This window comes from Elusimicrobium minutum Pei191, from assembly GCF_000020145.1.
Classification (GTDB): domain Bacteria; phylum Elusimicrobiota; class Elusimicrobia; order Elusimicrobiales; family Elusimicrobiaceae; genus Elusimicrobium; species Elusimicrobium minutum.
In genome coordinates this window covers 852,543-872,265 of the sequence record NC_010644.1, presented here as the reverse complement: position 1 = coordinate 872,265, position 19,723 = coordinate 852,543, and the positions used below count along the sequence as shown (strand labels likewise).

The window sequence follows — 19,723 nt, the reverse complement described above, 5'->3', positions numbered from 1 at the left end:
CAAAATGACAATAAGATTTGAAAGCTATGAAAGAAGAATAAAGCAAATTGAAGCGGCTCTTAAAGAGTACGGTATAAAAGATTTAGAAGAAGCCAAAAAAATCTGCACCGACAAAGGCGTTGACGTTGAAAAAATAGTTAAAGGCATTCAGCCTATCGCTTTTGACAACGCCGTTTGGGCCTACACGGTTGGTGCGGCTATTGCCATTAAAAAAGGTAATAAAGCGGCCTCCGAAGCGGCAGAATCAATAGGCATAGGTTTACAGTCTTTCTGTATTCCCGGTTCCGTGGCGGACCAGCGCTTAGTAGGCTTAGGCCACGGTAATTTAGCCGCTATGTTACTTAGGGAAGAAACAAAATGTTTCTGCTTCTTAGCCGGGCACGAATCCTTTGCCGCCGCTGAAGGCGCCATCGGCATTGCCAGAACGGCCAACAAAGTCCGCAAAGAGCCTTTAAAAGTTATTTTAAACGGTTTAGGTAAAGACGCCGCTTTTATTATAAGCAGAATTAACGGCTTTACCAGCGTTGAAACAGAATACGATTACGCCACGGGTAAACTTAACATTGTTAAAGAAACCCCTTTCTCCAACGGCGATAAAGCCAAAGTAAAATGTTATGGCGCTGACGACGTAAGCGAAGGGGTTGCTATTATGAGGCATGAAGGCGTTGACGTTTCCATTACAGGTAACTCAACTAATCCTACCCGCTTTCAGCATCCCGTTGCCGGCACATATAAAAAATGGGCTGTGGAAAACGGCAAAAAGTACTTCTCAGTCGCTTCCGGCGGCGGTACGGGCAGAACGCTCCACCCGGACAATATGGCCGCGGGTCCCGCGTCTTACGGTATGACTGATACCATGGGCAGAATGCACGGCGACGCGCAGTTTGCCGGCTCGTCATCAGTTCCCGCTCACGTGGAAATGATGGGGCTTATCGGTATGGGTAACAACCCTATGGTAGGTGCCACAGTAGCGGTAGCCGTAGCTATTGAAGAAGCAAAATAAGTTTAAGCTTTAAAACAGCCTTCAGATATTTTTATCTGAAGGCTGTTTTTTTATAAGTAAAACTTAACTTTTATAAAATTCTTTTTTGATAAAATATAAATATGCGAAACATTAAAATAATAGCCTTTGACGCTGATGACACTTTGTGGGATAATGAGCCTTATTTCCGCGAGGCGGAGGCTTTATTTTGCGATCTTATAAGCCCCTATTATCCTAAAAATGAAATTTATTCCGAGTTGCTAAAAACAGAAATAAAAAATATTTCAATTTACGGCTTTGGCGCAAAAAGCATAACATTATCAATGATAGAGGCAGCCATAAAACTTTCCCAAGGTAAAGTTACTTCCGATGTTATAGGTAAAATAATAGAAAATGGCAAAACTTTGCTTAATATGCCTATAAAACTGCTGCCCGGGGTTGAAGACGTTTTAAAAGAGCTTAGTTCTAAATATAAACTTGTTGTGGCTACTAAAGGCGATTTGCTTAATCAGGAGCAAAAACTAAAAAAATCAGGCCTTGCCGGCTATTTCCACCATGTTGAAGTTATGAGCGATAAACGTACTTCAGACTATATAAAACTTATTCGTAACCTACACTATAAGCCTCAAGAACTTATTATGGCGGGCAATTCAATTAAGTCCGATATTTTACCTGTTTTGGAAGCGGGGGCCTGGGCCGCTTATGTGCCTTACCATGTTATGTGGGCGTATGAGGAGGAAGGCTCTTTGCCTGATTCCCCCCGTCTTATAGAGCTTAAAAATATAACTGATTTGCTTAAACATCTAAAATAAAAAAGCCCCGCCAAAACGGCGGGGTTCTTTTTGTTTTAATATTTCTATTACGCTTTTAATTTGTTTATATACTTTTTAATAAGGAAAGTGTGTTTTGTTCAAACACGGGTTTTTGCCTGGCTTGCTGCTCTCTTTGTTTTTTTGCTTTATATTCCATTTCAAAATTGTAAGTTGTTAAAGAAGAGGCAAGTATTTCATAAAACTTTTCCACAGTAAGTTTTTCCGTAGGATAATTTTTAAGTTTTTCAAAAACTCTTTCCGGCACGAAAGGATGTTTGTTTAAAAGTTTTACCGTAGTGTAATAATTGTTCATATATGTTTTTAATTCGGGATACTCTGCAAATATAGCGTACAGATTGTAAGCGGTATCATCAATATCTTCCGAAGAGGATGCGAATAAAGAAGGGTATTTTTTTAACATTTCAACCTTTTTATATGTTTCCACTCCGGGGTGGTTGAAGTAGGAGAAATCTTTGGAAAATGTCATCGTTTGGTGTACTGCTGTGGCCGCCAAAAGCATCCAGCTGGCGCCTTTTATGCCGTATTTTAAGCGTGTGGCGGCGGCGCCGCTTGTTCTTATCGCTTTTTCAATAAGAAGCATGCCTCTAAGAGTTTCCCCCAAAGTAATTATGACAAACAGCCCCTGCCCGGCGGAAATAAGTTTTTCCTGCATTATCGGGTGACTTATATTTATAAATTTACCGGTATACCAAATACGCGCCTGGATATTGCCCGGCATTAAAAGCGTTTGCCCGAAAACCTGGGCAAAACTTCTTTCAGTGGTTTCGGTAATAGCCAGGTAGCGGGCGGTTTTTTCTTCCGCGCCCGCATTTATTTTTCTTTCGTAATTTTCCTCATATTCTTTTTGAAGCTTTTCCTGATAGTCTTGTAAAGAAGCAAGTTCTTTATTTAAATTCTGTATTTTCTGTTTTATGCTGTCAATCTCAAGCATTACTATTTTGGGGTTCTTTGCCCGGGCAAAGCCCGTTAAGGGCAGGTTTAAAAACAGCACGGTTATAAGCACAGCGGAGGTAAATCTTGTCATGTTTAAAAGCGGCTCCTTTTATATGTTGTTTGTTAGTTTAAGATAAGAATATTAATTATAACAAAATATTTTAGTTTATGCTAACACTTTTTTGTTTTCCATTTTTATTATTTCCCCTGTTTACAAGATAGATTTTTAATGGTAATATTTAAATTATTTAATTAGTTTGTATTAAAAGGAGAGGTTATTTTATGGGAACAAAAGACATAGAAATTGTTAAAAATTCAGGTTTAAATGCGGAAGAACTTATAGCTAAACTTAACAGTGCTTTTGCTGATGAATGGCTTGCCTATTATCAGTATTGGGTAGGGGCTAAAGTGGCGGAAGGTTTAATGAGACCCGACGTACAGAAAGAGCTTGAAGAGCACGCCGCCGAAGAACTTGACCACGCCGGAAGAGTGGCGGACAGAATTATTTCTTTAGGCGGAACGCCTATTTTGGAACCTAAAGAATGGTATGAAAAAACTAAAGCGGGATATCTGGTGCCTTCAAACCCCGATACCACGGTTTTACTTGACCAAAATATTAAAGGCGAGCGAGCGGCTATTTCCGTATACAAAGAACTTTTTGATATGACAAAAAGCAAAGACATTATTACGGCCCATATGGCGCGCCATATTATGGAAGAAGAAATTGAACATGAACAGGATTTAGAAGATCTTGTTAAAGATATTTCCTACGCTAAGAAGAAATAAGTTTTTAAAACAAAAAGCCCGCTTAAAGCGGGCTTTTTTATGAGACTATGCTCCCAGCCTGCGTAATCCGCTATGGGATAGACCCCTGATTTTACAATACCTCCGCCTTGCCGCTGCGAGGTATTGCTGTTTGTTGTTGAGTAAAATCAAAAAGCGAAGCTTTGAAACAAAAGAAACCCCGAGCGTAAGCCCGGGGAGTTTTATACGCTAGAAAAGCTGTTATTATTTTTCTGAACGCAAAGCTTTTTTAGACAGAACTCTTTTGGCTTTATTCCTTGCCCTTTTTACTTTTGTTCTGCTTTTAGAATTGGAAGTTGTGTACCTCCATTCATCTTGTTTTACGTGGTTTTCTCTATCCATTACGATATCTCTTGCAGTTTTTCAAAAAGTTTAATTTGTTCAGCAGTTGGCGCTTTAGGAACGTCTATTATTATTTTAACGTATAAATCCCCTTTACCGCCAAGCCCTTTGCCGCTTAATTTCATTCTTTTGCCGCTTTGTGTTCCGGCAGGTATTTTTATTTTTACGTTGCCGTCTAAGGTTGGCACTGTTATCTGTCCGCCCAAAACCGCCGTCCAGGGCATAACGGGCACCCTTATATCTAAATCCTGCTTATTGTGGGTAAACCTTGCGTGCGGTTCAATAGAAATTTTTAAATATAGATCTCTTGGCGCGCCGTTTCTGGCGGTTGAGCCAAGGCCTTTAAGTTTAAGGGTTTGTCCGTCCCGTATTCCGGCGGGGATGTTTACTGTTGCTGTTTTACCTGAAGGCAAAGTAAGCTGCATTTTACCGCCGCGGTGGGCGTCTTCCAAAGAAATTGAAAGGCCTGCCTCATCGGCTTGCTGGCCGGGCTGGCCTTTCATGGAACCAAAACTGTTTGTACCGAAGTCAGCTTCTCCAAAATCGCCCATTCCGCCGAATATACTTTGGAAAAAATCACTAAAATCACCCGCGCCGAAACCTCCTGAAAAATTTTGTTTGCCGCCGCCGAATCCGCCGCCCATATTACCGTAATATTGCTGATATTGCCCTCCCTGCGGGCCGTTACTGCCGTAAGAACGGGAATACCCCCCCGTGCCGCCGCCTGAGCGGGCATGATTTTGGTAATCTGGGCCAAGCTGGTCATAAACCTGCCTTTTTTGTTTGTCTGACAAAACTTCATACGCTTCATTAACGTCTTTAAATTTTTCAGTCATAGTGGCTTTATCCGCGTCTTTATGAAGATCCGGGTGGTATTTGCGGGCAGCCGTTTTAAAAGCTTTTTTTATTTCCGTTTCCGACGCAGTTTTGTTTACGCCTAAAATTTTATAATAATCTTTATATTGTGCCATAGTTTTTTACCCTCTAAATCTATTATACTAATGAAAAAAGCCCCTTGTTAAGGGACTTTTTTATAATTTAAAGACGTCCTTTAAGCATTAAACGCTTTTAAGGTATAGCATCCATTACTTTTTTAAGATGCTCTTCGCTTTTACCCCTTATTTCAACCGTTTTTTCCTTGCCTTTTGCGCCTTTAACAATGTTAATGTAGTTATTTTCAACGCCAAAAAACTCCGCAAGAAAATATTGTATGATGTTGTTTGCCTCATCTTCAATGCTTTTTGTTTTAACTTTTACCCTTAAAACACTACCTATTCTGCTTACAACCTCATTTTCACCTGCTGTCGGTATTACGCGTACTTTTATAATCATTTTACCTCTTACCTCCAAACGGCCGGCCGGTTTGATTCGGCTTTAACTTCTAACCAAAAATTGCGCTTCCTATACGCGGCATGGTTGAACCTTCTTCCACCGCGGTTTCAAAATCGTTCGACATCCCCAAAGAAAGCTCGGCTTCCGGGCCTAATTCTTTATCATTAAGAATTTTAATCTCTTTAAAGAGATGTCTTAAATCCTCTATATTTTCAACTTGCGGCGCTATAGCCATAAAACCTTTTAAATTAATATGTTCTAAAGTTTTTATATGTTCAACCAGGGTATGGACGTCTTGGGGGTTAGCTCCGCTTTGCGTGGCTGATTTAGTAAGTTTTATCTGAAGCAGGCAGTTAACCTTTTTACCCTGTTCTTTAGCTTTTGCATTAATAAATTCGGCGTGTTCAATAGTGTCTACGGAGTCAATGTAATCAAATAAGTTCACTATTTTAGCGATTTTATTTTTTTGTAAGGCGCCTATAAAATGTAATGCCGTTTTATTACGCAAGGCTTTAAATTCGTCTTTATTCCAGCGTTTTTGCGCGTCCTGTAATTTGGACTCGGCCGCGCTCGCGGCACCCAAAAAACCTAAAAGTTCCAAAACATCCAGGTCTTTGGCGTATTTTATTACCAATATAGGTTTAATCCTTTTAAAATTACGGTTTCTTACTTCTGCGGAGTTTCGTATGCGGGTAATTACTTTATTGTATTTTTCTATTACATTATCAGTGTTTTGCATAAAAAGCCCTTGACATATTATACAAAAAATTGTTTCATATGTCCCTTTTTGGAAATTGAATTGCTTTTTACTGTTAAAGTTTATATATTAAATATTATGAATAAAGCATTTACCCTAATAGAACTTTTAGTGGTTGTTTTAATTATCGGTATACTTGCGGCAATAGCTTTGCCGCAGTATAATAAAACTGTTGAAAAATCGCGCGCTTCCGAAGCATTTTTAATAGTTAAAGCCATTTCAGGCGCGGTTGACAGATATCTTTTAGCCACAGGCGTGCCAACTAATGACTTTGACAGTCTTGATATTGAAATACCCGGCACGAAAGCTCGCGGTTAATAAAATACAGGGTAAAACTTTTACTTTTGATATAAGAAATTTAAACGCCGGCTTTACCGGAGCTTATGAAGTGGTAGCCACAAGGAACGGAACTTCGGACTCCACAAATTATTATATTTACAGGCATTTCGGCGGATATTTTACTTGCGTGGCTAAAACGGAAGCCGCTAAAGCCACCTGCCGGGGTATCGGCGGCAAGGGCGGTGGTTGGGCGGCAGGTTCACAGGGATGGGCCTATTCGTTTGATTAAATTTTGTTAAGATAGAATTTATTAAATTTTAAAACCAAAGTTTAACCGCTTTGGTTTTCTTTTTTTAAAAAGCTATAATTTTTTATATGGCATCTTGGTTTAGAATTAATAAAGCGCCGCTGGCGCGCCTTCTTACAATGGAAGGAAGCACCGCCATGGCGCGTTATACCATGGTGCTGGTTTTGCCTTGGTATATTTTATCTACAAATTCAGGCCCGCTTGCTTTGGGAGGCGTTGCTTTTGCCATGATGATGCCGGGCGTTTTTGGCGCCTATACCGGCGGTTGGGCTATAGAAAAATTAGGCGCACGAAGAACTATTTTAATTTCCGATATCTGCCAATTGCTTTGTACGGTTATTATATTTTTTACAGCCGCTTATGATTTTATACCTGTTTATTTTCTTATTTTCATTATATTTTTAAGCGCTTTTTGTTATGCTCCCGGTAAGGTGGCAAGAACAACTGTTATTCCCGTTTACGCACGTTACGGAAGGGTATCGCAGGCAAAGGCGTTCGGTTACAGAGAAGCTGTTAACGGCACCGCCACGGTTATAGCGCCCCTGATAGGCGGGTTTGTTATAGCGTGGTTTGGCATTCCCGTGGCGGTTTTGGTGAGCTTATTGTTTTTTTCCGTAGCGGTGGCTTTATGCCTTCAAATGATTAAAAGAAAGGACCGCAGGCTTAAATATAAATCCAAATCAAGTTTTAAAAGGGGTTTTAAATATGTTTTAAAACATAAACATATTTTTTTGGCCATACTTTTTACGTTGCCGTTCTTTATTTTGGGAACTTCTTGGGAAGTTGTAGTTTTGCCCACTTATGTTAATTTACATTCTTATAATTCGGTTTTCTTTGGGTTTTTGGAAAGCGTTTTCGGCATGGGCATGTTAATAGGCGGACTTTTATACGCCGCTTATGGCAGGAAGGTTAAATTTAAATATATCCTTATAATAAACTACCTTGCCTATATAATTCCCATACTTATGTTTATTATTAACGTAAATAAGGCAACAGTGCTTGGCGCTACTTTTATTTGCGGTATTCCTTTTGGCGCTTATGCCGCGCTTATGACAACATTTTTAACCTTTAATACACCCGAATTTATGAGGGCAAAAATTTTAAGTCTTTATATATCTTTAGGCGCGGTTTTTGAAGCCGCGGGTATACTTTTAATAGCCTTTTTAATAAACGGCCTTAGTTTTAACAATACCATGAAAGTGCTTATAGTTATTTTTTGCCTGGTTTTATCCGCCAGTATTTTTGTGGATATAAAATCCAAACCAATAAGAAAAAAATAAAAAACCCGGTTTCTTTAACCGGGTTTTTTATTTTAAACAGCGTATCTTGTATAAGGGCCTTTCTACAAAGCTTGGGAATCTTAGGAAGTTCCTCCTAAGTTTTTACAAACTTTTTGTGCGGTTGGATTTGTTGTTAAAGCAAAACAATATCTTTTGCCTTGCCTTGAACTTGCTTTATCAAGCCAAACCTCATAAACTATGGGGAATTGCGCTCCCTGCTGCAAATAAACGGTTACCTTTTGGTGTTAGCCATGCAGGTAGTTTAATGTTACATGGTCATTAACATATCTTACCGTATCATCACCTGCGGGTACAGAGCCGACGATATCACTTTAAAGATAAAAAGATTTTCACTTTATATATAAATATTATAAGTTTTTTATTTGCTTGTCTTGTATTTTAGACATTGTTATTAATGCGGTAACAGAACCTAAAAGACACATAAGCATGTCTTTTTGCGCGTCCCAAATGTCGCCCTGAAGGCCAAGGAAATCGGCGGCTCCGCCGGCGGTAAACTCGGCAGCGAGCCACTCAATAATCTCATAAGAGGAGCTTACAAACATAGCCACGCATACGCATAGAAAAAACAGCATTTTCCCTTTTTTCATATCAGATTTTCTTAAAATAAGTTCCCTTGCCACAATAGCCGGCATAAACCCTTGGAAAAAGTGCCCAAACCTGTCATAATGGTTACGGCTCATATTGAACATTTCCTGTAAGTAGTTGCCTATAGGCACTTCTGCGTAGGTATATTTTCCGCCAATCATTAAAATAAGGCCAAAGAACCATATCCAAAAATATGTAACCTCTGTTAATTTAAAATTTTTGTATGTGGCCGCAAGTATTACAAAACCTATTACCGCGGGAGTTACTTCCATGGCCCATGTCATTAAATCTGACGGGCCGAAAAAGGACCATATTAAAACAGCGGCCCATGTGGCTGAGTAGAATAAATGTGTTTTTTTCATTTCTCTATATATTAGCAAAAATAATAAGATAGCCCGCGTACATAATAGCAAGGTCAGCGCCCATATGGGCAAGCCAGGGGGATATAAGGGTTTTTTCCTTTTCATAAAGAATGTTAAATATTATTCCCCCCGTTATAACGCATAATGTTAAAAATAAAGCCCAGCCTAAAGAAAAATAAAAATTACAAATTATAAAGTGGTGCAGTCCGAAAGCCGAGGCCGATAGCAGTATAGCCCCGACCCTTCCCATAACTTTTAATAACCTGCCAAAAACAAACCAGCGCCAGTAATATTCCTCAAGCAGGGAATGAAAAAAAGATATAAATACACTGTATAAAAAATAATGTTCCATTACGCCAAAATTTAAGGCTTTGCTTTTAACGGCTTCGGCCCCGTTTTGCGCCGCAGATGCAAACGGATGAAAATGTAAAAATATAAAAGCGGCGGTAAAAATAAACGCTCCCCAAAATAAGCCTAAAAAAACAGGTTTTGCTTTAAAACGCAAAAGTGCTTTAAAGTCCACAGGCGTTTTGATTATAAAAAACACACATAGAACAGGCCATATAAATATAAATAGTTTACTAAGCGCGTATATGTGTTTCGCAAGCGCTTTACCGTCTAAAATATTAAAATAAAAAACAGAAGCCGCAAACGGAATAAGCATTGCCGGTATAAGGCAAAACCAAATTTTGTTGCTTAAATCTTTTTTTTGTATTTCGTTTTTATAAATACAGGTGTTCATTAATCCTCCAAATATATTTCCTGGTAAATAGTTTACTAGTTAAATATTATTTTGTCAACCTATTTATAAAAATATTGTGTACAATAATAATTACAGATGTAGCGCAGAAATTTTTGGCATTTTAATAACAGGGTTTTTATGGCTGATTTCAGAGATTACGGCATTTTGCCGGAAAAGGGCAGACAATACGAGGAAGTTATTTATGTTATGGCTCTTATTTATAATATTATAAATAACGAGGCTTCCAATTACCTTGCCCGGTTTGATTTAACTCCCGCCAAATTTAATATTTTAATGGTTATTAAATACAGCGGCAAAAATGACGGCTTAACACAGGTTGAAATAGGAAAACGTCTTATTGTATCAGCCGGGAACATAACAAAGATTTTAGACAGGCTTTCCGCACAGGGGTTTATAACCAGGGCTCCCAGTAAAACTGACAGAAGGGCAAACGTTATAAAAATCACCAAAATAGGCAGCGACACTGTGGAAGAGGCCTGGGGCGGATATGACGCAATTTTAAAAAAAGCAAGCTCTTTTCTTACTGCGTCCGAGCAAAAGAATACAGCTTTTGTTTTAAAGAAATGGTTTAACAGTTTAATAAAAGGTGCATAAAATGAGTGAAAATGTTGATTCTATAAACCAGTATTTCAAAAAAATTTCTGAAGTATCGGAAGATTTGAGCCGTGAGGAAATGGAAAAACTTTGGAAGCGCATTAAAAAAGGTGATACCGCGGCAAAACAAAGAATGATGGAACTTAATTTGCGGCTTGTTATACCGGCGGCAAAACGCTTTATGCGCAAGGACATTGATTTACTTGATTTAATTGAGGAAGGCAACTTGGGCCTGCTTCAGGCTATTGAAAAATTTGACCCTTCCAAAGGATTTCGTTTTTCTACATACGCTATTTATTGGATAGATCAGGCTATCCGTAAATATATAGACGAACAAAGCGGCGCCATTAAAATCCCTTCCCATGCCTGGGGCGATATTAAAAAGTGGACACGTACGTGGAACGCGCTTAAAGACTCTTTAGAGAGGGAACCTTCTTTAACAGAAATGTCAAGGGAACTTGACTGGAGCGCTAGGAAGATAAAATCGATTTTAGAAACAATTAATGCCGCCAAGGGTATAGATTCGCTTGCTCTTGCCATAGGCGAAGAGGACGAAGTAACCCTTGAGGACACTTTAACCGATGACGGCAAAGGCAATCCTGATGATGTTTTTTCCCGCTCATCCTCAAACTCCGCGCTGCTTGCCGCCCTTGAAGAGCTTAACCCAAGAGATAAAGAAATTTTAATGATGCGTAACGGTCTTAAAACCAACGAGCCTATGACTTTGAGCGAAGTTTCCAAAATAATGGGTCTTTCGCGCGAGCGTGTGCGCCAAATTGAAGAGCGCGCTATAAGCCATATACGCAAAAAAGCGCATAAGCTTGGTATTTTGGAAACACACAATATAAGCGACAGAAGAACCAGGCAGATACACACGGGTATGGAACTTAAAAACAAAACCAATGTTTTGGGTGAAATAGTGGGTACCAGCGCTTTAGAAAAACTTCTTAAAAAAAGAATGGAAGAAATTAAGTTAAGAGAAGCGGCAAAAAGAGCAAAAAGCGCGCATAGTTTTAAAAAAACGCCGGCGAAGGCTAAAAAAGAATTGAAAAAAACGTTTCCCGCTAAAGAGAAGAGCGCAAAAATTGCGGTTAGCCGGATAAAGAAAACTAAAACACCCCAAAAAAACAAAAAGAAAAAATGAATATAGATTTAAAAAAATATATTTTAGACGTGCCCAATTTCCCGATACACGGAATTGGTTTTAAGGATATAACCCCTCTTTTAAACAATAAGGATGCCTTTAAAACAGCTATTAATTTAATGATAAAGGATTTTAAAGATAAAGGCGTTACAAAGGTTGCGGGTATAGACAGCAGGGGTTTTATTTTATCAGCCCCGGCTGCGTATGCTTTAAACGCGGGTTTTGTTCCTGTAAGAAAAAAGGGCAAATTACCCCGCTCCACCTACTGCGAAAAGTTTGCTTATGAATATGACGAAGCTCATTTGGAAATACATACGGACGCTTTTTCTCCCGCCGATAAAATACTTTTAATTGACGATGTTTTAGCTACCGGCGGAACGGCCGAAGCCGCGGTAAAACTTATTAAAAAAAGCGGCGCGGAGCTTATAGGAATTTCTTTCTTATTGGAAATTTCTTTTTTAAAAGGTATTGATAAGCTTGATAAAAATTTAATAAAAACTATTATAAGGTATTAATTGAGGTCTTATGAAAAAAGGGTTTACGTTAATAGAACTTTTGGTTGTAGTTTTAATTATAGGCATACTAGCGGCAATAGCTTTGCCCCAATATACAAAAACTGTTGAAAAGGCCCGCGCGGCGGAAGTTTTGGCTTCTATAAGAACTTTAAAAGACGCGCTTGAAATTTATTATATGGAAACCGGCGTGTATCCTACAGACCCTGAAGCGTTGAATGTAACTATACCGATATCATCTAATTACGATATTGCACTGGATAATACATTAACAAATATAAGGGCTGTAAATAAAAAAGGATATTCCGGTTATATACATATAAGATACTTCCCCAAAAATGTTGTTTCACCCTTCGCGGGGAAACTGCTTTGCGTAGCAAATGACGCTTCCGCAAGTTCTACCGCTCTTTGTAAATCATTAGGAGGGAAATCTTTGGGTCATTATATCCATATGTCTAGCGGATATATCGCTTATGAATTAAATTAAAAGGTTATTTATATGAAAAAAGGATTCACATTGATAGAACTTTTGGTTGTAGTCTTAATTATCGGTATTTTGGCGGCGATTGCTTTGCCTCAGTACCAGGTGTCTGTAGCCAAGGCAAGGGCAAGCGAAATGTTTATAAACGTTAAAGCTTTGAGAACCGCGTCCGACGCGTATGAACTTGCCACGGGGCAGAGGCCAATAAGTTTTGACCAAATTGACATTGAAATACCTTATGTTAGCACATGCGATGACGGCGGCGCTAATTACCATGTCGGCGGCTGTATAAGAACGGCAAAAGATATTGTTTACGGTTTTGACGTTGATGGTTACATTCATTCCGCTTATAAGGGAATTGCTATAAGCAGCTGGTATAAAAACACAGGCCTCTGGAAAGGCACTTACACATGCGCAGGGCAAGTGTAAATAATAAGGCTGATAACCAGGCCTGCAAATCTTTAGGCGGCGTTTTAAACGGCGTGCAAACTAATACAAACAAGAATGTTTACGCTATTAACTGATTTTAAAAGCCCCTGTTAAAATCAGTGGCTTTTTTACTTAACTAAGTTTATTATTCTTCTTTAAAAAACTATTCATCTTTTCTGAAAAAACAAACATTATTATGATGTAAACGGCGATTACCGCCGGCATAAGAAAAATCTTATCTGAAGCTAAAAAGCCAAATAAAGGCGGCATAAAAGTTGTTCCTGTATAAGCAAAACCCATTTGCAGGCCCATAACAGCCTGTGAATTAATCTTGCCGAAGCGGTTTGGTGTTCTCATGCAGCATGGATGGGTAAATAGGCGCACAGCCGAGTCCTATTAAAAGAAAGTCTGCCAAAGTAAAAATAACCGGCAGCGGCAGCATTGTTATAACTGCGCCCGCTAAACAGGTAAGCTGGCCTATGCGTATTAAGGAATAATTTTTTAAAGCTATTGTGGCAAAGCCGTTTAAAGCCCTTCCGGCGGTAATACCCACAAAAAAAAGCGCGACGCCCCTTGCCGCCATATCAACAGATAAACCTTTATAGGTAACCAAATAACTGCCGCCCCAAAGGCCGGCGGTAGCTTCCGTGGCGCAGTAAAAGAAAAATGGCACAAGACCTGTTTTTATCATGGGGAGTTTAAAAGAGTTTTTATGTTCTGTTTCTTCTTCTTCAGTAGGCGTTTGCGTTTTTGCCGCGGCAAACTTTTTCCATAAAGGAAGCGAGATTAAAAGAATTAAAACAATGCTAAACTGTATAGCGGCAAGCACAATTGCGCCTTTACGCCAACCGTTATTTAAAACTATAAAAAAAGACATTATTACCGGGCCTGAAGAAGCGCCTATACCCCAAAAAGAATGCAGCCAGCTCATATGGTTTGCTTTATAGTGAACTGCTACAAAGTTGTTTAGCGCCGCGTCTATAGCTCCGGCACCTAAACCTAAAGGCGCGGCCGCCAGACAAAGCCATAAAAAAGAAGGGGAGGCCGAAAAACCTAAAATGGCGGCAGCAGTCATTGCTACGCTTACAAGCGTTACCATGCTTGTTCCAAAACGTTTTATTACTTTAGCGCTGGCAAAACTTGATATTATTGTGCCGCCTGATATTATCATGGACGTAATGCCCGCGTAACTGATAGGCACGCCCAAATCCGCATGAATTTTGGGCCAGGCTACGCCTAAAAGAGAATCAGGTAATCCAAGACTTATAAAAATAAGGTATATGATTATAAGAAGTAAAGTAGCCATATTAATTATTATATAATTTAAAAATGATACGTTATTACGGCAAAAAACCTTACAAAGCGGTTGTTGTGCACGGCGGGCCCGGGGCTTTGGGGTCTTTGGGTGCTTTCGCGGGTAAATTATCTTCTTATTTCGGCGTGGCCGAGCCGATTCAAACCAAATATTCCATTAATGAACTTATTGAGGAATTGCACGGGCATATTACTTGTTTAAAAGAAAAAGAGATTACGCTTTTAGGACATTCCTGGGGCGCGTTGCTTTGTGTTTTATACGCGGCAAAATACTCGCAAAAATTAAGGCGGGTTATTTTGGTTTCCTCAGCTTCATTTGAGGAAAGATTTTCCAGCCTGGCTGAAAAAACAAGAAGGGCCCGTCTTACGGATAAAGAATACCAAACTTCTCAGGAAATACTGGCCCGAGGCGACGCTGAAAAAATTAATAAATTTTTTGATAAAACGGATAATTATGACGCGTTTGAAGAAGAAAGCGCTTTAATTAAATTTGATTTAAAAATGTTAAATGAAATATGGAACGAGGCTTCCGGGTTAAGAAATCAAAATAAATTTATTTCTTCATTAAAAAAAATAAAATGTCCTATAACGGTAATCCACGGGGAATATGACCCGCACCCCTACCTGGGTGTGGTAAAACCGCTTGAGGAAAACGGCGTTAAATTTGATAAATATATTTTGCCTAAATGCGGGCATTACCCTTACAGAGAAAGATTCGCCTGCGACGTATTTTATCAAATTCTTAAAAAAATAATTTAATTAAGTATTTTGTATAATATATAAAGAAGTTAACATTTTTATGCCCCGGTAGCTCAATTGGATAGAGCAGATCCGTCCTAAGGATAAGGTTGTAGGTTCAATTCCTATCCGGGGTACCATATTAAAACAAAGGCCCGCGAATTTTCGCGGGCCTTTAATATTCTGCTTTAAATATATTAAGACGTTGCTTCGGATATTCCTTCCTTTTCCAAATCAAGCGCTATGTTTGACTGGTTTAACTCATGCGCTCCCGGGAAGGCCAAGCCTATAAACGGAATTAAAATTAAACATCCGCCTATAAGGTCCAAAACGCCTAATGTGCTTAATGTGGTGCCGATGTGCCTGTAGTCGGTTTTGTAGCCTTCTTTCTTAGCCATTATCTGCACATCCTGGTTTCTTTTTACTTTTACGGTTGTTGTTCCTGTGCCTTTCTTTTCACCGTTAATATAAATTTCGGCTTCGGAAACATTTGTCATAACCGTAAGTTTTTGCTTGCTGCCTCCAAAAGCGGAGCAGCCTGTTAATAAAGCCGCACATAATAAAAACGATATTATTTTTTTCATATTTATCTTCTGTTTCGTTTATTTTTGTTATTGAACTTTTTATGCAAAGCTGTTGCTTTTTTAAAACCTATTTTTTTAGCGTTACGTTTAAATTTATCGCTAAATTTACTTTCGGTTCTGTCATGCCGCGAGTTTTTATTTTTTTGGTTAAACTTTTTATTGTTTTGCCTGTTTTCATAAGGAACTGAGGCTGGCTTTTCTTTAGAAGTAATTTTTTGGTTTTTATTTTCAATCTTTGTTTTAATTCTGGCTTCCCTTCTTTTTTCGGCAAAAGTAAGCGGCTCTTTTTTAGGCTCGGCGTTAACTTTTTTCTTTTTAAAATCTTTTTTTTGGTTTTGGCTCTTTTTATTTTCACGTTTTTTAGAGGCAAAATTTTGTTTTTGTTCTTTATGCGCTCTGCCTATGGGACGCTGGACAACATCCTGCCCTTTTAAAAACTTTTGAATATCATTCCACAAATGTTTGTCATTAGGCGTAACAAAGGAAATGGCAAGCCCTTTTGCGCCAGCCCTGGCGGTGCGGCCTATGCGATGTATATAATCTTCCGCTCTTAAAGGCAAGTCGTAATTAATAACTAACTGTATATGCGGTATATCAAGCCCTCTGGCGGCGACGTCGGTGGCAACAAGTATGTCAAACTTTTCTTCCCTGAAATCTTTTATCGCCAAATTGCGTTTGCCCTGCCTGTATCCGCCGTGTATGGAATTTGCTTTAAAACTTTCTTTTGTAAGATGTTTGTCAAGCCATTCAACGGAAGTTTGCGTACGGGCAAAAATTAAAGTGCTTCCCCCTTTTGCGCGGAGCAGGCTAACAAGGGTTTCAAATTTATTATCTCTTATAACGGAAATAATTTCTTCTTCAACGTTTACCGCGACGGAATTTTCAGGGTCGACTGATATTCTTTTAGGAGCGACCAAATATTTTTCAGCTATTTTTATAACGCGTTTGGGGTAAGTGGCTGAAAACATCATCATTTGCCTTTTAACGGGTAGTTTAGCCATAATGGATTCTATTTGATTTATAAAGCCTATATCAAGCATTCTGTCCATTTCGTCCCAAACGGCTACTTTTGTTTTGGATAAATCAAGCTCACCCCTGTTTATCATATCATTAAGTCTGCCCGGGGTGCCAATAATACAGCGGGGGCGTTTTTTTAAGGCTCTTGACTGTTGGGTAATTGACTTTCCCCCCACTATAAAGGCTGATGTCAGCTGGGGGTAGTTTTTGGTAAGCATGGTAAAAACTTTATGCACCTGCTCGCCCAGTTCGCGGGTAGGGGTTACAATTAAGGCGTTGTTGCTTTTATTTTGCACCAAATGTTCTATAACGGGAATACCGAAAGCGCATGTTTTGCCGCTACCCGTTTGGGCGGAAGCTAAAACATCGTGGCCTTCTATAGCTAAAGGTATTGTTTGAGCCTGAACCGGAGTAGGCGTTGTAAAACCCATGTTTTCAATGGTTTTTAGGGTTATTTCTGAAAGGCTAAAGTCTTGGAAGTTATTATTTTTCATTTAATTTTAAATCTCATATATATTTTAGCATTTTTAATTACTATATATTTATAAAGGTATTTAAGGTATCATTAATATTATAAGATTGTATTTAGAGTTAAAGGCAAAGAATTTACACGGGGGTTATATGACAAATAAAGAGATAAAAAAAGGAACAAAACCGGTTTTTACCGAAGCTGACATAGCTAAAGAGCAAGCACATATAGAACATGTTCTTACTTCTGTAAAGGACGCTCAAAAACAATATGCCCAGTATACGCAAGAACAGGTTGATAAAATCTTCCGCGCGGCGGCGGCCGCGGCGGCTTCAAAACGTATTTTCCTTTCTAAAATGGCAGTTGAAGAAACGGGTATGGGCGTTATGGAAGATAAGGTTATAAAAAACCAATTCGCTTCGGAATATATTTATAATACATATAAAAATGAACAAACCTGCGGCGTACTTGAGAGGGACCAGGCCTTCGGTTTCGCAAGAGTGGCCGAACCTATAGGCGTAATTGCGGGTATTATTCCCACCACGAACCCTACGTCGACAGCTATTTTTAAATCTCTTTTAGCTTTAAAAACCCGTAACGGAATAGTTTTTTCCCCGCATCCCAGAGCTAAAAAATGCACAATAGCGGCGGCTAAAATAGTACTTGAAGCCGCTGTCGCCGCGGGCGCGCCTAAAAATATTATCGGCTGGATTGAAGCATCCTCAACCAAAGCGAGCGAATACCTTATGAAGCATGACAAGGTAAACTTAATACTTGCCACAGGTGGTCCGGGCATGGTTAAAGCCGCATACAGTTCAGGCAAGCCCGCTATCGGCGTGGGTGCCGGCAACACCCCTGTAGTCATAGATTCAACAGCCGATATTAAAATGGCGGTAAGTTCCGTTATTATGAGTAAAACCTTTGATAACGGCATGATTTGCGCCAGCGAACAAAGCGTTATTGTTGAAAAGTCCATAGCCGAAGAGGTCAAAAAAGAATTTGTTAAAAGAGGCTGCCACTTTGTTACAGGTAAAGACCGTGAAAAACTTGCCAAAACTATAGTGCAAGACTATCATCTTAATTCTAAAATAGTAGGGCAAAGCGCTCATAAAATAGCCGAGTTGGCGGGTTTTACGGTTGACCCAAAAACAAAAATATTAATCGCCGAGGCCAAAGACGTAAATTGTGACGAGCCTTTCGCTTATGAAAAACTTTCGCCCGTGCTCGCTTTTTACACGGTTAAAGATTTTTATTCGGGCGTTGAGCTTGCGCAAAAATTAATAGAATTCGGCGGAGCGGGGCATACCTCGGTTCTTTATACCGATGAAGTAAATACGGAACATATCTCTATTTTCGGCGAAAAACTTACAACAGGCCGCATCCTTATTAATATGCCTTCTTCACAGGGGGCTATAGGCGATGTGTACAATTTTAAGCTTGTCCCCTCGCTCACATTGGGCTGCGGCTCATGGGGTGGCAACTCGGTAAGTGAAAATATAGGAGTTAAACATCTTATGAACATAAAATCAGTAGCGGAAAGACGCGAAAATATGCTTTGGTTCAGAGTGCCGGAAAAAATTTATTTCAAGGCAGGAGCGACAACCCTGGCTTTAGAAGAACTTAAAGGCCGTAAGCGCGCTTTTATAATAACGGATAAAACCATGGAACAGCTTGGCACGGTTAAAAATGTAGCTAAAGTTTTGGCGGAAGCGGGTATACAGGTGCGTATTTTCAGCGACGTTAAACCCGACCCGGATCTTTCCAACGTGCGTGAGGCGTTAGAGCTTGTTAACCTTTTTCAGCCGGATATTTTAATAGGTTTTGGCGGCGGGTCCCCTATGGATGCGGCAAAAATAATTTGGCTTATGTATGAACACCCGGAAGTTAAGTTTGAAGATATAGCTTTAAGATTTATGGATATCAGAAAACGTATTACGGCTTTTCCAAAATTGGGTATTAAAGCGACAATGGTTGCTATACCGACCACTTCGGGTACAGGTTCTGAAGTAACGCCTTTTACCGTTATTACGGACGACGCTTCAGGTATAAAATATCCTATAGCCGATTATGAGTTAACGCCTAAAATGGCTATTATTGACCCGGAATATGTTATGACAATGCCTAAAAGCCTGACCGCTTTTTCCGGTATGGATGTTGTTACCCACGCTGTTGAGTCTTATACCTCTGTTTTTGCCAACAATTTTACGGACGGACACGCTTTGGAAGCTTTAAGGCTTGTGTTTAAATATTTACGTCAGTCTTATAATGAAGGAGCTAAAGCGCCTATAGCGCGTGAGAAAATGCATTATGCCGCCACAATAGCCGGTATGGCTTTTGCTAACGCGTTTTTGGGTATATGTCATTCCATGGCGCATAAAATAGGCGGTATGTATCATACGGCGCACGGTTTAGCCAACGCCATACTTTTGCCCTATGTTATTGATTATAATGCAACTGACAACCCTGTAAAACAAGGTTTAATGCCGCAATATAAATACCCGTTTGTTAAAGGGCGTTATGCCAAAATAGCTGATTTTCTGGGCATTACGGAAGGCTGCGGGGATGATACAGATAAAAAAGTAATGCGTCTTATTGAAGCTATACAAAAACTTAATAAAGATTTAGGAGTTCCCGTTTCTTTACAGGAAAGCGGCATACCTGAAGCGGAATTTTTAGCTAACCTTGACGCGCTTTCCGAAGAGGCGTTTGACGACCAGTGCACAAGCGGCAATCCGCGTTATCCTTTGGTAAGCGAAATTAAAGATCTTTACTTAAAAGCCTATTACGGTAAGCCTATAAAACACAAAAAAAATTAAACAATAAAAGCCCTGCTTGCAAGCAGGGCTTTTTTATCAACAGTG

At 39.4% G+C, this 19,723-nt stretch carries 24 protein-coding genes and 1 tRNA gene; 14 read left to right on the top strand and 11 right to left on the bottom strand.

Features of this window, described 5'->3' with window-relative positions; genetic code table 11:
• The first annotated feature begins 4 nt into the window (after window positions 1-4).
• Together EMIN_RS04095 and EMIN_RS04090 are read left to right on the top strand one after the other, a co-directional pair.
• Window positions 5-1,003 carry a GGGtGRT protein gene (locus tag EMIN_RS04095; protein WP_012414966.1) on the top strand — a complete coding sequence of 333 codons (999 nt, stop codon included), beginning with the start codon at window positions 5-7 and terminating at the stop codon, window positions 1,001-1,003.
• A 101-nt stretch (window positions 1,004-1,104) separates the two neighbouring features.
• Window positions 1,105-1,794, top strand: coding sequence for an HAD family hydrolase (locus tag EMIN_RS04090; RefSeq protein ID WP_012414965.1), 690 nt, complete (start codon window positions 1,105-1,107; stop codon window positions 1,792-1,794).
• Between the two features lie 64 nt (window positions 1,795-1,858).
• On the opposite strand, the gene EMIN_RS04085 is transcribed toward EMIN_RS04090, so the two are convergent.
• Complete coding sequence (locus tag EMIN_RS04085) at window positions 1,859-2,839, bottom strand: hypothetical protein (RefSeq protein WP_012414964.1); 981 nt, start codon at window positions 2,837-2,839, stop codon at window positions 1,859-1,861.
• Between the two features lie 191 nt (window positions 2,840-3,030).
• On the opposite strand from EMIN_RS04085, the gene EMIN_RS04080 reads away from it, so the two are divergent.
• The gene (locus EMIN_RS04080; protein ID WP_012414963.1) at window positions 3,031-3,534 is read left to right on the top strand and encodes a ferritin-like domain-containing protein; all 504 of its coding nucleotides are present in this window, start codon (window positions 3,031-3,033) and stop codon (window positions 3,532-3,534) included.
• Window positions 3,535-3,756: 222 nt separating this feature from the next.
• Here the strand turns inward: EMIN_RS04080 and EMIN_RS08895 are convergent, their stop codons facing one another.
• The 4 genes from EMIN_RS08895 to EMIN_RS04065 all read right to left on the bottom strand — a co-directional run bounded on the left by EMIN_RS08895 (window position 3,757) and on the right by EMIN_RS04065 (window position 5,965).
• Window positions 3,757-3,894 (bottom strand): hypothetical protein, encoded by a 138-nt coding sequence (locus EMIN_RS08895; RefSeq protein WP_012414962.1) that lies wholly within the window; start codon window positions 3,892-3,894, stop codon window positions 3,757-3,759.
• Window positions 3,894-4,865 (bottom strand): DnaJ C-terminal domain-containing protein, encoded by a 972-nt coding sequence (locus EMIN_RS09465; protein ID WP_012414961.1) that lies wholly within the window; start codon window positions 4,863-4,865, stop codon window positions 3,894-3,896. Before EMIN_RS09465 ends, EMIN_RS08895 begins: the two co-directional genes overlap by 1 nt.
• Before the next feature lie 97 nt (window positions 4,866-4,962).
• Window positions 4,963-5,226 carry a DUF167 domain-containing protein gene (locus EMIN_RS04070; RefSeq protein ID WP_041691254.1) on the bottom strand — a complete coding sequence of 88 codons (264 nt, stop codon included), beginning with the start codon at window positions 5,224-5,226 and terminating at the stop codon, window positions 4,963-4,965.
• Between the two features lie 49 nt (window positions 5,227-5,275).
• Entirely contained in the window at window positions 5,276-5,965 is a 690-nt protein-coding gene (locus EMIN_RS04065) for a YggS family pyridoxal phosphate-dependent enzyme (protein WP_012414959.1), read from the bottom strand.
• Between the two features lie 96 nt (window positions 5,966-6,061).
• Here EMIN_RS04065 and EMIN_RS09460 point away from each other — a divergent pair, with 96 nt between their 5' ends.
• The 3 genes from EMIN_RS09460 to EMIN_RS04050 all read left to right on the top strand — a co-directional run bounded on the left by EMIN_RS09460 (window position 6,062) and on the right by EMIN_RS04050 (window position 7,849).
• Window positions 6,062-6,301: a type IV pilin protein gene (locus EMIN_RS09460; RefSeq protein ID WP_012414958.1), complete on the top strand. Its 240-nt coding sequence runs from the start codon at window positions 6,062-6,064 to the stop codon at window positions 6,299-6,301.
• Entirely contained in the window at window positions 6,270-6,551 is a 282-nt protein-coding gene (locus EMIN_RS04055) for a hypothetical protein (RefSeq protein WP_041691253.1), read from the top strand. Before EMIN_RS09460 ends, EMIN_RS04055 begins: the two co-directional genes overlap by 32 nt.
• Before the next feature lie 86 nt (window positions 6,552-6,637).
• Window positions 6,638-7,849, top strand: a complete 1,212-nt coding sequence (locus EMIN_RS04050) for an MFS transporter (protein ID WP_012414956.1) — start codon at window positions 6,638-6,640, stop codon at window positions 7,847-7,849.
• Between the two features lie 368 nt (window positions 7,850-8,217).
• Here EMIN_RS04050 and EMIN_RS04045 read toward each other — a convergent pair whose 3' ends face one another.
• Both EMIN_RS04045 and EMIN_RS04040 read right to left on the bottom strand, forming a co-directional pair.
• The gene (locus EMIN_RS04045; protein WP_012414955.1) at window positions 8,218-8,817 is read right to left on the bottom strand and encodes a DUF2238 domain-containing protein; all 600 of its coding nucleotides are present in this window, start codon (window positions 8,815-8,817) and stop codon (window positions 8,218-8,220) included.
• Between the two features lie 4 nt (window positions 8,818-8,821).
• Complete coding sequence (locus EMIN_RS04040; protein ID WP_012414954.1) at window positions 8,822-9,559, bottom strand: CPBP family intramembrane glutamic endopeptidase; 738 nt, start codon at window positions 9,557-9,559, stop codon at window positions 8,822-8,824.
• 138 nt (window positions 9,560-9,697) lie between these two features.
• Here EMIN_RS04040 and EMIN_RS04035 point away from each other — a divergent pair, with 138 nt between their 5' ends.
• The 5 genes from EMIN_RS04035 to EMIN_RS09450 are packed head-to-tail and all read left to right on the top strand — an operon-like array spanning window position 9,698 to window position 12,740.
• Window positions 9,698-10,174: a MarR family winged helix-turn-helix transcriptional regulator gene (locus EMIN_RS04035; protein WP_012414953.1), complete on the top strand. Its 477-nt coding sequence runs from the start codon at window positions 9,698-9,700 to the stop codon at window positions 10,172-10,174.
• 1 nt (window position 10,175) lies between these two features.
• Complete coding sequence (locus tag EMIN_RS04030) at window positions 10,176-11,318, top strand: sigma-70 family RNA polymerase sigma factor (RefSeq protein ID WP_012414952.1); 1,143 nt, start codon at window positions 10,176-10,178, stop codon at window positions 11,316-11,318.
• A complete protein-coding gene (locus tag EMIN_RS04025; RefSeq protein ID WP_012414951.1) occupies window positions 11,315-11,833 on the top strand; it encodes an adenine phosphoribosyltransferase in 519 nt (172 codons plus the stop codon). Before EMIN_RS04030 ends, EMIN_RS04025 begins: the two co-directional genes overlap by 4 nt.
• 10 nt (window positions 11,834-11,843) lie before the next feature.
• Window positions 11,844-12,317 carry a type IV pilin protein gene (locus EMIN_RS09455; protein ID WP_012414950.1) on the top strand — a complete coding sequence of 158 codons (474 nt, stop codon included), beginning with the start codon at window positions 11,844-11,846 and terminating at the stop codon, window positions 12,315-12,317.
• A gap of 12 nt (window positions 12,318-12,329) precedes the next feature.
• Complete coding sequence (locus tag EMIN_RS09450; RefSeq protein WP_012414949.1) at window positions 12,330-12,740, top strand: pilin; 411 nt, start codon at window positions 12,330-12,332, stop codon at window positions 12,738-12,740.
• 132 nt (window positions 12,741-12,872) lie between these two features.
• On the opposite strand, the gene EMIN_RS09000 is transcribed toward EMIN_RS09450, so the two are convergent.
• Window positions 12,873-13,097 carry a hypothetical protein gene (locus EMIN_RS09000; protein ID WP_202943284.1) on the bottom strand — a complete coding sequence of 75 codons (225 nt, stop codon included), beginning with the start codon at window positions 13,095-13,097 and terminating at the stop codon, window positions 12,873-12,875.
• Window positions 13,066-14,046, bottom strand: a complete 981-nt coding sequence (locus tag EMIN_RS04010) for an MFS transporter (RefSeq protein WP_012414946.1) — start codon at window positions 14,044-14,046, stop codon at window positions 13,066-13,068. The genes EMIN_RS09000 and EMIN_RS04010 overlap by 32 nt, the downstream gene beginning before the upstream one ends.
• Before the next feature lie 23 nt (window positions 14,047-14,069).
• Between EMIN_RS04010 and EMIN_RS04005 the strand changes: the two genes are divergently transcribed.
• On the top strand, window positions 14,070-14,813 hold the full coding sequence (locus EMIN_RS04005; protein ID WP_012414945.1) for an alpha/beta fold hydrolase: 744 nt from the start codon (window positions 14,070-14,072) through the stop codon (window positions 14,811-14,813).
• A gap of 42 nt (window positions 14,814-14,855) precedes the next feature.
• Window positions 14,856-14,932 (top strand) — tRNA-Arg (locus EMIN_RS04000).
• A gap of 57 nt (window positions 14,933-14,989) precedes the next feature.
• On the opposite strand, the gene EMIN_RS03995 is transcribed toward EMIN_RS04000, so the two are convergent.
• Complete coding sequence (locus EMIN_RS03995) at window positions 14,990-15,376, bottom strand: PEGA domain-containing protein (protein WP_012414944.1); 387 nt, start codon at window positions 15,374-15,376, stop codon at window positions 14,990-14,992.
• A 2-nt stretch (window positions 15,377-15,378) separates the two neighbouring features.
• Window positions 15,379-16,887: a DEAD/DEAH box helicase gene (locus EMIN_RS03990; protein ID WP_012414943.1), complete on the bottom strand. Its 1,509-nt coding sequence runs from the start codon at window positions 16,885-16,887 to the stop codon at window positions 15,379-15,381.
• A 127-nt stretch (window positions 16,888-17,014) separates the two neighbouring features.
• Here EMIN_RS03990 and adhE point away from each other — a divergent pair, with 127 nt between their 5' ends.
• On the top strand, window positions 17,015-19,678 hold the full coding sequence (gene adhE / locus EMIN_RS03985; protein ID WP_012414942.1) for a bifunctional acetaldehyde-CoA/alcohol dehydrogenase: 2,664 nt from the start codon (window positions 17,015-17,017) through the stop codon (window positions 19,676-19,678).
• Window positions 19,679-19,723: the final 45 nt, after the last annotated feature.